Origin of the sequence: Nostoc sp. FACHB-133 (assembly GCF_014698055.1) — a bacterium.
Lineage (GTDB): Bacteria > Cyanobacteriota > Cyanobacteriia > Cyanobacteriales > Nostocaceae > Nostoc.
Genome location: NZ_JACJSH010000105.1, coordinates 1 through 13,513, shown reverse-complemented (window position 1 = coordinate 13,513; position 13,513 = coordinate 1). Strand labels below are relative to the sequence as shown.

General features: G+C 40.6%; 9 protein-coding genes. 4 read left to right on the top strand and 5 right to left on the bottom strand.

Annotation, left to right across the window (positions count from 1 at the left end; genetic code table 11):
• A partial coding sequence (locus H6G86_RS36185; protein ID WP_369009479.1) for a calcium-binding protein occupies nucleotides 1-641 on the top strand: 641 nt, incomplete at its 5' end.
• A gap of 1,224 nt (nucleotides 642-1,865) precedes the next feature.
• Here the strand turns inward: H6G86_RS36185 and H6G86_RS36180 are convergent.
• The 5 genes from H6G86_RS36180 to H6G86_RS36160 form a co-directional block, all read right to left on the bottom strand.
• Nucleotides 1,866-2,117 carry a hypothetical protein gene (locus H6G86_RS36180; RefSeq protein WP_190938408.1) on the bottom strand — a complete coding sequence of 84 codons (252 nt, stop codon included), beginning with the start codon at nucleotides 2,115-2,117 and terminating at the stop codon, nucleotides 1,866-1,868.
• 92 nt (nucleotides 2,118-2,209) lie between these two features.
• The gene (locus H6G86_RS36175; protein WP_190938407.1) at nucleotides 2,210-3,160 is read right to left on the bottom strand and encodes an RpoD/SigA family RNA polymerase sigma factor; all 951 of its coding nucleotides are present in this window, start codon (nucleotides 3,158-3,160) and stop codon (nucleotides 2,210-2,212) included.
• Between the two features lie 195 nt (nucleotides 3,161-3,355).
• Complete coding sequence (gene recD2 / locus H6G86_RS36170; protein WP_190938406.1) at nucleotides 3,356-5,599, bottom strand: SF1B family DNA helicase RecD2; 2,244 nt, start codon at nucleotides 5,597-5,599, stop codon at nucleotides 3,356-3,358.
• Between the two features lie 438 nt (nucleotides 5,600-6,037).
• Nucleotides 6,038-7,201 (bottom strand): ParB/RepB/Spo0J family partition protein, encoded by a 1,164-nt coding sequence (locus H6G86_RS36165; protein WP_190938405.1) that lies wholly within the window; start codon nucleotides 7,199-7,201, stop codon nucleotides 6,038-6,040.
• Nucleotides 7,201-8,064 carry a ParA family protein gene (locus H6G86_RS36160; RefSeq protein WP_114083250.1) on the bottom strand — a complete coding sequence of 288 codons (864 nt, stop codon included), beginning with the start codon at nucleotides 8,062-8,064 and terminating at the stop codon, nucleotides 7,201-7,203. Before H6G86_RS36160 ends, H6G86_RS36165 begins: the two co-directional genes overlap by 1 nt.
• Nucleotides 8,065-9,002: 938 nt before the next feature.
• Here H6G86_RS36160 and H6G86_RS36155 point away from each other — a divergent pair.
• From H6G86_RS36155 to H6G86_RS36145, 3 genes are all read left to right on the top strand, one after another.
• Nucleotides 9,003-9,962, top strand: coding sequence for a ParM/StbA family protein (locus H6G86_RS36155; RefSeq protein ID WP_190938404.1), 960 nt, complete (start codon nucleotides 9,003-9,005; stop codon nucleotides 9,960-9,962).
• A 5-nt stretch (nucleotides 9,963-9,967) separates the two neighbouring features.
• On the top strand, nucleotides 9,968-10,258 hold the full coding sequence (locus H6G86_RS36150) for a hypothetical protein (protein ID WP_190938403.1): 291 nt from the start codon (nucleotides 9,968-9,970) through the stop codon (nucleotides 10,256-10,258).
• A 158-nt stretch (nucleotides 10,259-10,416) separates the two neighbouring features.
• Nucleotides 10,417-13,443 carry a DEAD/DEAH box helicase gene (locus H6G86_RS36145; RefSeq protein WP_242065152.1) on the top strand — a complete coding sequence of 1,009 codons (3,027 nt, stop codon included), beginning with the start codon at nucleotides 10,417-10,419 and terminating at the stop codon, nucleotides 13,441-13,443.
• The last annotated feature ends 70 nt before the right edge of the window (nucleotides 13,444-13,513 follow it).

The following is a 13,513-nucleotide window of genomic DNA, read 5'->3' as shown; positions in this document are numbered from 1 at the left end:
TCTCTTACTACAATGCTACAGGGGGTATTACTTCGACTTTCAATGCTACTACTAACGTTGGAGCAATTACAGCAGGCACGAATCAGGTTAGCTACAAGAATATAGAACGATTAGATATCCGTGGTACAGCCTACAATGACAATATTCTGGGAAACAGTGGCAACGATACGATATATGGGGGCAGTGGTGGCAATGATACGATCGATGGGGGTGCAGGTAACGATATCTTGACTGCTAGTGATTTAGGTAATACCATCCTTTATGGTGGTTTTGGCAATGATATTCTGACAGGTGGGTTTGGTAATGATACCCTCTATGGAGGAGATGGTATCGATACCTTTGCTTTCTATAGTTACTACGAAGGTCTCGATCGCATTTACGACTTCAACGCGACTAGTGAAGTGATTCAGGTATCGGCTAATGGTTTTGGTGGCGGGTTATCACCAGGTGTACTTTTAGCTAGTCAGTTTAGAATTGGAACATCTGCAACCACAAGCAGTCAGCGATTTATTTATGACTCCACTACAGGTGGATTATTCTTTGACCAAGATGGTAGTGCAGGTACTTTTGCTAAGGTACAATTTGCACAATTATCTGCTGGTCTGTCATTGACCGAAAAGAATTTTGTGGTTGTTGTTTAATTTTCATTAGCACTCTATATGACTACTATTTGATCTTTGAAAAGATACGTAGGGTGCGTTACGCTGTCGCTAACGGGCATCACTGTGCCAAAACGGGAAAATTGTACATTAAGGCTAAAAGCGCTATCCAGCAAGCATCTTAGCCCCTCGCTTTTCTACAGCACCCGTGATCGGCTGTTTATCCTCATTTGATTGGTGCAGAGTAGAGTACATACTCTGCACTAATCAACCTATTGCATATAAAAAACCCTGGATAGATGCGAACTATATCAAGATTGCAATTTATCCAGGGTTATAAAGTATGTATTTATGTCACGTAAAAACGTAAACTAAGTATTCCCAAAAATTTTGGAATTTGAACATTTATTATTTATATAGATGTGATCTTCAGGGAGCCTGCCGAAATCAACCACAAAGTATATGCTCTACTCTTTACCATCTAAATGGAAATTACACGATTGTCGGCTCAACGCCACATCAATATATATAGGCAGTAATTACACATAAGGGCTAATACGTGTAATCAGAGACTCAAAGTCTTTGCAATTCATGGATCACGCTTACGGTTTAACCTGCGGCTGAATGTTTTACAGTCAGACCTTTTGTTTTGATATTGTTTAAACAGATGTTAAGCGAAGTGCGATCAACAAGATTGTAATCGGTTGAAGCTATATCTCTGGATGTCTTAGGTTAACAGGGTACAGCATGAAAGAATTCGGCAAGCGCTGAACAGGCATACAGCGAACTTTCGTGCCTAGGCGTAGCCCACCGCAGGCATTGCGGTCATTGTTCAAGCCATGATTGAAAATTAGCTTAATAGAATGATGGAAGCAGGGTGGAGGCATCAAAGCATCAAAATTGGGCGACTTTAAGCGATTGACGGTCGCACTCTAAAATTCGGGCTTGGGATTTTCCGCGATTGCACCCAAGAAAATTTAGATCGGGCATCGGGCATTGGTCATTGGTCATTGTTCATTGGTCATTCGGCATCGAGCAAGTTCAACTTTTAAAAACTCAGCGAGGTTTTTAAGATTCCTTTGCGGCGATCGCCGCCCATCACCTGATCGCCAAGACTTTTTTCTTTTAACCAGAGAATGGGGGAGCCATTAGAAGCGAATTGCACGCTTGATAAGCTCTAAGCTATGCTCCGCAATTATTACAGGCATTTATGCGATTAATGAGTCAAGGACTAGGAGCGATCGCTCTTAATTTTGAGACAACAACTCACCCCGCAATACCTTTGCCACTCTTGTAGTTCATCGCTCTGGGTTTCCTCTTGCCTATAGGAACTACTTTCGATTGCTTGGGAGGTTGAGGAGGACGGCATTTTTCACAGTAGAGCGGTCGCACACCAAAAGTTTCTCGTTGTGTGGGTTGTTCGCACTGCTTACATACGAAGTTGAAAACGCGAGTGTGAATTTCCCGCTTGTGCGCTCTAACGGTGTACTCACGGACTTCAATAGTTTTGCTGGGCATTGACTGATTACTGTTGGGGACTTACTTCTTTAATATAGTTTTTCGTCTTAGTTCTACAAGATTCGTGCATCATCTGACGAAAGTAATTCTACTTAATCAAATAAATACTCTTGCATGTCGTTTTGTCGATGGCGGAGAATACTTATAGCTTTGACCTGGATTTGACGAATCCGTTCTCGGCTGAGGTTTAGCTGTTGGCCAATCTGAGCTAGATTGAAATGCTGATCGTTATCAAGCCCAAAGCTTAAAGTCAACACTTGACGCTGTATAGGTGTCAATGGTTCTAAGAATTTAGCTACATCTTGCGATAGAAGTTCTTGGCTAAGGAGTTTTTCTGGTGAAGCGGCATCGCTGGCTAAAATTTCGCCCAATTCTGTCTCTTTTTCATCTCCTACTTGTTTATTTAAAGAAATGGCTGTGCGAGAAGCAGTGAGATATTCTCGAAGCTTATCTGTGCTTATGTTTAATGCTGATGCAATTTCTTCGGCAGTGGCATGACGACCGAGTTTTTGAAAGCTTTCTCGCTGTACTTTCTTAATTTTGGTAAGTATTTCAGTGAGATGAACAGGCAATCTAATAGTGCGCGATTGTTCTGCTATGGCGCGTGTAATCTCCTGGCGAATCCACCAGTAGGCATAGGTTGATAGCTTATACCCCCGGTTGGGATCAAACTTTTCTATACCCCTTTGTAAGCCAATTGCTCCTTCCTGAATCAAATCTAAGAATTCCAAATTGCGGTTCTGGTATTTCTTGGCAACAGAAACTACTAGTCGCAGGTTAGCTGTCACCATTTTTTGTTTAGCCTTTTGACCAAGGTGTAGTGCTGCTCGGACTTGTGCTTCGGTTTTTTCAACAGCGTTGGCTAATTCTCTCATTGTTGGTTCGCGGTCTAGCTGTTGAGTGAGTTCATTTTTAGATTGCTCAATGACAATCATTTCTTGTACAAGTCTTGCATAAGCGATTTCTTCCTCTGGCTTTAATAAAGGATACTGACCAATTTCTTGCAAATAGATGCGAACCATGTCGGAACTCAGGCTGGACATACAAACTTTTCGACTTTTTTAAACCAGGGGATTTAAAAGTATAAATCAAATAGCTCATTAAAATTTTCTATTTTTAACCGAGTACCGTGGGTTTAAATCCCGCAGTTCAAAAAATAAGCAAGTTTTGGGTCGGGGTCTAAATCCCCATCACAAAACTTAATTACGAATTACGAATTATTTAATAGCCAAGGCATATCAATGCAGTCCTGCCTGAAGTAACCTCTGCTTCAACCTTGTGTACCGCCGTTGGTCATCAGTAGAGCGCACCGCTAGAGATATCGCTTTTTTTGCTCCAACCACGATCGCTAACTTCTTGGCACGGGTCAGCCCGGTGTAAAACAGGTTTCGGGTCAACATCATATAGTGCTGCATATAGATTGGCAGAACTATCACCGGATATTCTGAGCCTTGGCTTTTATGAATAGTCACGCTCCAAGCTAAAGTAATTTCATTCAGGTCAGCATAGTCGTAAATCACAGTACGCTCTCCATACTGCACAATTACTTCTTGTTCAACAGTATCAATGTCAGTGATAATCCCCAAATCCCCATTGAAGACTTCACGCTGGTAATCATTCATTTGTTGAATGACGCGATCGCCAACTCGCAGTATCATCCCACCTCTGTTAATCTCAACCTTGTCAGGACTGGGTGGGTTGATTAACTGCTGCAACACAGTGTTAAGGTTGCGAGTCCCTACCAAGCCCCGCGACATTGGACAAAGTACTTGCACATCAGTAGCAGGATTAAAACCTAAGCGAGGAATCAAATCGGTAATCAATTCGCAGATTGCTTGCACTCCATGTTCAGGCTGATGACCGCCGCCATGCCACAGACAATCAGACACAGGATTGTCAGAAATCGGTTCAATCGTGGGATAAATTCCTCGATTAATTTGGTGAGCAGCAGAGATGATTGCGCTCTGTTGAGCTTGGCGAAATACTTGGGTCAACCGCACCACGGGAACTTGCCCAGAATTGATCAAGTCAGCAAGTATTTGACCTGGGCCCACAGATGGTAACTGGTCAATGTCACCCACCAACAACAGTAGAGCGCCAGCCAATACTGCTTTAACCAAGGAGTAAGCCAGAAATAAATCAAGCATCGATGCTTCATCAACAATAATTGCTGTATGGGGCAAAGGATTGTCACTGTCACATTTAAATCCTCTTGTCTTGGGGTCAAATTCCAACAAGCGATGAATTGTCTTTGCCTCCAATCCAGTCATTTCACCTAAGCGTTGAGCAGCCCGTCCAGTGGGTGCAGCTAGAGCAATAGATTTCCCCATTGCTTTCCACAGGCTGACAATGGTGTGAGTAGTAAAGGTCTTTCCAACCCCAGGGCCACCAGTGAGGATCATGATTTTGGAATAGGCTGCTGTTTCTACAGCTTGGCGTTGCTGTTCTGAAAGCTGAATTTTACGGCTGACTGTAAAGCGGTCAATCCAATCACGCACACGCTCAATGTCAGTGCCAACAGGTTTTTCCAAGCGTTGGCGTATCAGTTGAGCTAAATTCTGTTCCGTATGAAAGTAAGTCGGCTTGTAGCAAAGTAGTGTTTTCTCTTCATCCCGCTCTCTAATCAGCTCGTCTGCCAGAGCCATATCTTTAATAATGATCGCAACCCCTTCTTCTGTGGGCTGATGAGATTCGGTAGTCAGTAGTTTGATTACCGACTCAATCAGTTCGCTTTGTGGCAGGTAACAGTGACCATCTTCGGCAGCTTCACTTAGGCAATGGATAATCCCCGCACGGTAACGAAATTCTGAGTCAGGCGCAATTCCGATATTTCTCGCAATCTTGTCAGCAGTCAAAAAACCGATCCCATAGATGTCGGCTGCTAGCTGGTAGGGGTTTTTGGTAACAGTGGCAATTGCTTCATCCTTATATTGCTTGTAAATCTTCACAGCATAAGTGGTAGAAACGCCATGCCCCTGGAGAAATACCATCACTTCTTTGATTGCTTTCTGAGTTGACCAAGCGTTTTTGATTAAAGTAATCCGCTTTTTAGCGATGCCCTGAACTTCAATTAATCGCTCGATCTGGGTTTCAATAATATCAAGGGTTTCAAGTCCAAAGTGAGCTACGATGCGTTTGGCTGTTACTGGCCCAACACCTTTTATGAGTCCACTGCCTAAATATTTCTCAATTCCGGTGAGAGTGGCTGGTTTGGTTTCTTGATAATTGATGACTTGGAACTGTGGCCCAAATTGTGGATGGTCACGCCAGAAACCAGTTAGTTGTAAAGTCTGCCCTGGCTGGATGTTAGCAAAGCTGCCGACAATTGTTGTCAGTTCGGTGCTACGGGGACGGGTCAGCCTTGCCACAGTGTAACCCGATTCAGCAGAGTAAAAAGTTAGGCGTTCTACGACTCCGGTGATTGTTTCGTGTTGAGGAAAGGCGCTTACTTGTTGAGGAGAAAGATTAGGGGGAGTGGACATTGCTTATCATCAGATGCCGCACATCATTATTATACTCGGAGTGGAGTCATTATAGTACATAAGTACTTTACAATGCACCCTAATTTCCCTTTATCACTCCTATATGTCATAGCTCTAAAACACCGATTCAGTAATAAAAGGCGAGGCTGGAAAATCAGATTTTTAGGTCATTTCAACGACAATTTTCTTCTTGCACTTAAAAGAAACTTGAGTTTTTCATCATAACTTTGAATACCGAATCGGTGTTCTAGGTTTCCTCTTAAGTGGGACTAGTGATTTTTTGGGTGCTTGAGGAGGGCGGTAGCTTTCGCAGCAGTAAAGCGATCCTGGTTATACCTATTATCAACGAGATGAACAAAAACGTTTAGAACAAAGTAGATAACATCTTGAGTTGGTAACTCACTTTGTCCAGGATAACTATATTACAATAACTGCTTGCTACATCAGGGTTTTAATTTCATCGAGCTTTTCTTGAAGGACTTGGCGTAGTTTAATAAGTCGTGTCTGTTCCAATATTTTTAAATTTATTGATTGGATATCTTTAATAGTTTTGTCCATCTGTTTGTTCTGCTTGGCTTTAGAATTAGAAGTACTATACTGCTCTAAGGTTTGTTTAACTAGTGTTTTAGTTTGGCTCAATGATAGTTTTTCTTCAATGACTCGATTAGTTACCTGAGTACGAATCATCAAAGCTTCAGATTCATCAATTTTCATCTGTTCAGAGGATAATTTATTAAGTTCTCTAACTTTGCTGGTTTCTAGCCCTTCAGAGCGAATGACATTTTTGAGGTCTTCCGTCACTTTAAGAAGAGGAAAGATATTGTTATTAATCGATACTGGATTCAGTTGTAGTCCTAACAATACTGAGACAATCTCATGTTCCTCATGTTCCTTAAAATCAGATGTTTCTAGCCATTGTTGTTGTGTTATTAGATCAGAATCTTTAATCAGTGCGAGATATTGAAGCTTCTTGCTGCGGACTAGTCGGTTAATGAAAGCATTCAAAAACTTTGGAATCTCGTCTTCTCGTCCGCTCAGATCGGGATATTTATAAATAATTAATCGAATAAGAGCAGTTGCTAAGTCAAGGTCATGAAGTTTTTGGGAGTGAATACTACTTACTAATTGACCCTCAAAAACTACGACTTCATCTGAAGTATCTTCTTTAGGTAGAAAGACAGCTTTCAGTTTTGTCATTCCAGCAGATGGAGCTGACCTCCATCTGAGTTCTCCATCAAATATTTTGTAGCGTCCATCAAGTTGTGGAATAAGCACTATTGGATTTTGCTGACCTTGCCGACGCAGACTTTCTGCTCGTTCTTGGATTATTAATTGAGGAAATGTTTGTCTTGGTTGAGCTGGATCGGGATCTATAAGACTTACAGCAATTTCATGTATCCCTCCTTGAGTAGCCAGTTGATTAGTGAGTTGCTCAATTTGTTGCTCTAATGTAGTTTTTTCTTCTGAACTAAATACATTTGCTCGCAGCTGTATAATTTCTACTTCGAGTTTCTCTATCTGACTTTTAAGTTGGTGAATTTGCTGAGACTGACCTGCTTGGCCAAACAGTTGACTAATTTCTACAGGTTTTTTACTTGACATCACAGTTCCTCTGTCATCAATTTGATTAAGCTAGTCACAATAGGTTTAAAGTCTTCACTAGCATCATAACCAGGTCGATATAAATTTAAGGGTAATCCAGAACCACTAGCTTTAAGGTAGTAATTAGATTCTCGAATGTAGGGAAAGCATCGGATTCCCATCTGTTTAATTAGAAAGGGAAGAGTTCTCTCAGGCTCAATATCAGTTCTGAGGTTGCCTTTTTTGTCTAAACCTAAAATATCTCGATGTGCCCCAACGCCATATAAATCTACTCGTGTAGGCACAAACCCTAATATTTCAGGTTGAGGCTTCAATCTCAAATCGTCTACTTTACTATAAAACCAATCTAAAAAACCTGCGAAAGCTCCTGTATCTTTATATTCAGGTTTGATAGGAACAAGCACATGTGTAGAAGCTGCTAGTGCAATCAAACCCATAGGCTCTAAGGAAGCAGGAGTATCAAAGATAATCAAATCGCTATTTAAGGGAAAATCTTCTAATCTATCTTTCAGTGTGTAATGACGGCGATTATAGTTGTATATTTCTGCAATGCTTTCTTCGAGAAATTTTCCTCCCTGAATAGCCGTCACAGTGGAAAGATGTTCTGTCCAAAGTGGAACAAGTGGGTAGTCACCTGTAAATGTTTTTTTGAAGACAGCAGCTAGAGACTGTTCCATTGATGCTGGTGCAAGCCTTGCAAAAATGCATAGTGAACCGTTTTGGTCCAGTTCTATTAGGGTAACTTTATAACCTTTGGCACCTACAGCATATGCTAAATGGGTTGCTACCGTGGTTTTACCTGACCCACCTGCATTACTAGCAATTGTTAGTCGGATCTGCTTTTTAACTTTTTTCTTTTTCATTACAATGTCTTTTAAAACTCACATCTTGCTTGTTTTAGTTATTATCAACAACTGAGTTAATTGAAAAAGCCGGGATTTCAGAAAAAAGCTGTTTTACATAACAAGGCTCCTCAAATCTTTGATAGTGGCAACTTAAGACATAATATACAGTTCGGTTATGAAACTAACATTAGTTTCATAACCGAATCGTATATGGGGTTAATTTATTCTGCTCTAAGGTTCGTTAATTATTACTGTTTTAGCACCTACCAGTAGCCCACCAATAACCTCTTTGAGGTGTAACGGTGGGAGAATATCAGAAAAAAAGGAACATAGCTTTGGACTAGCCAATTACAAAGATTAAACTTTTCCACTCCCATTTATAGATCAGTTACCCCTTATTGAGTCAAATCCAGCAGTTATAGGTTATTCCAGCAATATTTTTTAGCTACTCCAACCTTCCTTCTTTACGCACTGCACCCCTGCGAATGTTTGGGATGATCAGGTTTAATTGAGATATTAACTCTCAACATCGCTTATCTTCAGTCGAAACCCGTCGCTATCCCCAAAATCACGATCCTGCTAGACCACGCTTATCACCCTAAAGATATTACAGAGGCATTAAAGTATAAATCAAACAGCCAAGCATCTAAATTAATTTTTGCTGCGTTGATAGAAAAGATTTCAAAAAATTTTATGGGGGCTATATGGGGGCTGTGTGTACCCCAAGGTTGTTTAGAGGCTTGAACAAAATTTGACTCCCATTTGGGGGTTGTATGGGGGCTGTATGGGGTACGATCGACTGATTGAGATTTTACCCCACTTAGCCCCCAAGAGGTTATGATAATTTCTTGACGCTGAAGAAAAAAAAGAGTAGTTATTTTATTCATCTCTTCTCTGCTCCCCACTTCACCTGAACAGATAACTTTCACAAATCAAAATCTATTACCTTTCTCTTTATGTCTAACATTCACACCTTGCAAAAAATTTTTCCTGCTGGCTTTGACAACGGCTATGGAAGCCTAAAACTTTTAGTCGATGGCTTTGAAGTTGTTCGTGTCCCCAGCTATATAACCAATGCCGAGATGGAAGACGTACCTGGGAGGTTAGTTTTTAACGGTAGTGCTTACACAGTTGGAGAATCAGCCTTCCGTACAGGAAATTATTTTGACCGAAACACTGATAACAATGAAAACAAAGTCAACAACGCATTATTGACTTTATTCGGTGCATTGGCACATCTTCCACACCGTAAGGCTTGGCATTTAAAATTAGTTGTTAGCTTACATGATGTCGCTCTGGCTCAAGAATTGCAAAAAGTACTAAACGGGGAATATCAGCCAATACTTGCTGGCAAACAATCAGAGGTGAAGATCGAAGTTCTGAAAGTCGTACTAGAAGGGATGGGTGCATTGTTTGGGCATCAACTACCAAAAAAATTAACCATTTTAGATTTTGGCAATGGCACAACTCTGTATTCTCGTTACAACCAAGGGAAACGAGAAGTTCACACCGCCTACCCCACTGGCGTAGAAGTTCTCATAAACGATATTTCCCAAAAGATGAAACATTTAAATGGCGGAAAAATTGGGGATGCCTCCAAGATCCGATTTTGTCTGGAAATGGGGCATACTCGGTACAGTCGGGACATTGATATCAAAGATGTTTACAGCGCTTGTTTGAAAGATTGGTATGAAAAATACTTAAAGAAAGTAGTGAATCAGACACTTGATGCTAAACACCAGGGGGATGAAATCTGGGCGATTGGTGGAGGTTGCCTGTTACCCGGATTTAAGAAGCTTTTAGAGAAAAACGGGTTCAAAATACTGGACAACCCGGTGGAAGCTAATGTCTTTGGGCTTTTAGAGATGGCAAAAGCCATCAGCAGCAAGAATTCGCCTACTACATCTATTAAGTGATCACAATGACAGAAAAATTTGACTTCGCTCCGATAAAAATTCGGCTTAAAGAAAACTATCGAGAACGCATATTTGCAGAGTCCCAACAACTAGGTAAAAGTTACCTGGAGACGCTTTACTTTATTATTGATTGCTATTTTGTTTTCATCAAGGCTGGATTAGCTACACAACAAGTAGCTTTCACGCCGATTACTACTGACAAGAACAGACTTCAGCCGCCGACTGAAGAGCCATCTATTATTGAAAAGCAAGAAAATTTGGATGACCAAACCTTCATTCTTGATTTTGAGTTGTAAGGGAAGTATGGGACTGCTGCCTCTATAGTGCGTAAATCAAGCGATCGCACAAGAACACATCGCTTTCTTTTGCATAAAGGAGATAATTCTAGCACCTCTGTTTGCTAAAGTAATTCTAAGGCGCGTGAATTTCTAAACAATCCAGAGACATCACAACAATGAGAATACTTCATGGTACCTGGATACCAAACGAGGAAACTGACTTTATCCAGTCAGGGTCTTTTTACTTGTGGGTAGAAACTCAATTATCCCAAAAAAGTTACACCAATAGTCAACAAATTCATCCTGGACACTTGGTAGAATCAGAATTAATCGCCTTTTTAATAGAAGAATTGAGAATTAGAGAAGACAATACTACATTTTCCCAACGCATATCTCCTAAATACTTTGCCTTACCAACCACCAATAATCAGCCCCTACCCTCACCAGAATTAACCAAATATTTAGAAATTGAGTTGACTGATAGCTATGAAGAATTCCAATATTGGCAGATTGATTGTTATGAAACAGTAGTGTCTACCAAAAACGGAACAGCACTTAATATTATTAAACTACTTAAAGATATCCATTTTTTAGCAATATATAATGCGGAGAAGTTTCAAATTGGTTCAGATTTATTATTTTGGTATCATTACACTCAAAGTTTTAAACAAGTAATCCTCAAAGACCAATTTATTCCCGCACTGAAGTATCGACATTTATCAACGGAAAATCCCCACAAAAAAGGCAAAAAAAAGACTGCTAAAGCAGCATTTGAAATTTATGCCACCTGGGAAATTATTTCCGAACAATATGAAGCAAATATTCTGAAATATATTGACTATATGCCACTAATATGTGTGGCAGGTAAAGCAACAGTTAGCTATCCTATTGAGTTTTTTGATCAAGAAACACTATTGCGTCACTTTTCCGAATATGTACTTCACGATTTAGTAACTCACACCCCATCTACAGCCGCTTTTGACAAACAAATTGCTGATTCTCTAATTGAATCTTGCTTTTATCCTCGTCAGCATAACCCACTCACCACAAATACTGCCCTTGAGGAATATCAGCAATGGTTGGTATGGAAAACCAAAATTACTCGTACTCAATCTGATTCACCTTTTCATCTGTGCTTCCAGTTACATTCTCCTTCATCGTCACAAATAGACAATTGGCAAATTCAATTTCTAGTAGCCAGTAAACAAGATCCATCCTTGAAGTTAGCGTTAGCAGACTACTGGACAATGAATCAATTTTCCAAAGCTGCTGTACATAAAGATTTTGGTAAAGATTTTGAAACAAATTTGCTGCTGAATCTGGGTTATGCAGCCAGGATGTATCCCAAACTCTGGCTTGGGTTGGAAACAGCGAGTCCAATCGCAATGCAACTTAGCTTAGATGAAGCATTTGACTTCCTGACTGAAAGTGCTTGGGTGTTAGAAGACTCAGGATTCAAAGTAATTGTACCTGCTTGGTATACTCCCACTGGTCGTCGTCGCGCCAAAATTCGTCTCAAAGCATCGGGTAGCAAACTTGCTGCAACGAAAGGGGAAACAAAAAGCTATTTCGGCTTAGACTCACTGGTGGAGTATCAGTATGAGTTAGCGATTGGGGAGCAAACTGTCACACCTATTGAATGGGAACAACTGATTAATGCTAAAACTCCCCTAGTGCATTTTCGCGGTCAATGGATGGAATTAGACCGGGATAAAATGCAGCAGTTACTCGAATTTTGGCAGTCCCACGGTAACGAACAACCCCAGATGACCTTACTGGAGTTTCTACAACGCAGTGCTGAATTGGGGTCAGAATGGGAAATTGAACATGATGAAGCTTTGTCAGAGATGATAGCAAAGCTACAAGATAAAAGTCGCCTAGAACCAATTTCTGAACTTGATAATCTGCAAGGCACACTCCGAGAATATCAAAAACGTGGTGTTTCCTGGCTACAATATCTGGAAAATTTGGGATTAAATGGCTGTTTGGCAGACGATATGGGTTTAGGTAAATCCGTGCAGGTGATTGCCAGATTAGTGCAAGAGAAGGAGTTACATGAAGCTCTGAAAGTAGGAGAAAAGATTACTTCTTTATCTGCCTTACCGACACTATTAATTGCCCCGACTTCTGTTGTTGGCAACTGGCAGAAGGAAATTGCCAAATTTGCACCTCATTTAAAAACTATGGTGCATCATGGTAGCACTAGGCTGCAAAATCTAGCTGATTTCAAAGCTGCTTGTGAACAAAACGATGTGATAATTAGCTCCTTTACTCTAGTCCGCAAAGATGAAAAGTTATTGAGCGGCATCGAGTGGCAACGTTTAGTACTGGATGAGGCACAAAATATTAAAAATCCGAAAGCTGCCCAAACTAAAGCTATTTTAAAATTAAGAGCTAAACATCGGCTGGCATTAACAGGAACTCCTGTAGAAAACCGCTTACTGGATTTGTGGTCAATTTTTAATTTTCTCAATCCTGGTTACTTGGGTAAAGAAGCCCAGTTTCGGAAAATATTCGAGATTCCGATTCAAAAAGACAATGATCGTGTAAGATCTGCCACCTTGAAAAAACTGGTAGAACCTCTAATTCTGCGAAGGTTAAAAACTGACCAATCTATTATTAATGACTTGCCAGATAAAGTGGAACAAAAACTCTACACTAACCTAACCAAAGAGCAAGCATCGCTTTATGAAGTGGTGGTACTAGATGTCGAAAAACAATTGCAATCAGCAGAGGGAATTCAACGCAAAGGATTGATTCTTTCAACCCTGATGAAATTGAAGCAGATTTGTAATCATCCAGCCCAATTTCTGCAAGATGGGAGTGATTTTTCACCACTACGTTCCCACAAACTCAGTCGGTTAGCAGAGATGGTTGAGGAGGCAGTTGATGAAGGAGAAAGTTTACTCATTTTTAGTCAATTTACGGAAGTGGGTGAAAAGATCGAGAAACATCTCAAACATAGTCTGCATTGCAATACTTACTATTTGCATGGTGGCACTAGTCGCCCACGTCGAGAACAAATGATTACCGAATTTCAAGACCCAAATACAGAACCATCGGTTTTTATCCTTTCCTTGAAAGCAGGGGGCGTAGGTATCACCCTCACGAAAGCCAACCATGTCTTTCACTTTGACCGTTGGTGGAACCCAGCAGTTGAAGACCAAGCAACGGGAGCAATGCGGTTTTGTCAGATCCAGTAAAAAACAAGCGATCGCAAAAATAAAATCTAAGTAAGAAGTAACTTTATTTACTAAATATGTGCTGGTAGCC

What these genes read in the sequence shown, in the direction of transcription:
- H6G86_RS36180 (WP_190938408.1), bottom strand. Translation starts at nt 2,117, where the DNA reads ATGCCCAGCAAAACTATTGAAGTCCGTGAGTACACCGTTAGAGCGCAC.
- H6G86_RS36175 (WP_190938407.1), bottom strand. Translation starts at nt 3,160, where the DNA reads ATGTCCAGCCTGAGTTCCGACATGGTTCGCATCTATTTGCAAGAAATT.
- recD2 (WP_190938406.1), bottom strand. Translation starts at nt 5,599, where the DNA reads ATGTCCACTCCCCCTAATCTTTCTCCTCAACAAGTAAGCGCCTTTCCT.
- H6G86_RS36165 (WP_190938405.1), bottom strand. Translation starts at nt 7,201, where the DNA reads ATGTCAAGTAAAAAACCTGTAGAAATTAGTCAACTGTTTGGCCAAGCA.
- H6G86_RS36160 (WP_114083250.1), bottom strand. Translation starts at nt 8,064, where the DNA reads ATGAAAAAGAAAAAAGTTAAAAAGCAGATCCGACTAACAATTGCTAGT.
- H6G86_RS36155 (WP_190938404.1), top strand. Translation starts at nt 9,003, where the DNA reads ATGTCTAACATTCACACCTTGCAAAAAATTTTTCCTGCTGGCTTTGAC.
- H6G86_RS36150 (WP_190938403.1), top strand. Translation starts at nt 9,968, where the DNA reads ATGACAGAAAAATTTGACTTCGCTCCGATAAAAATTCGGCTTAAAGAA.
- H6G86_RS36145 (WP_242065152.1), top strand. Translation starts at nt 10,417, where the DNA reads ATGAGAATACTTCATGGTACCTGGATACCAAACGAGGAAACTGACTTT.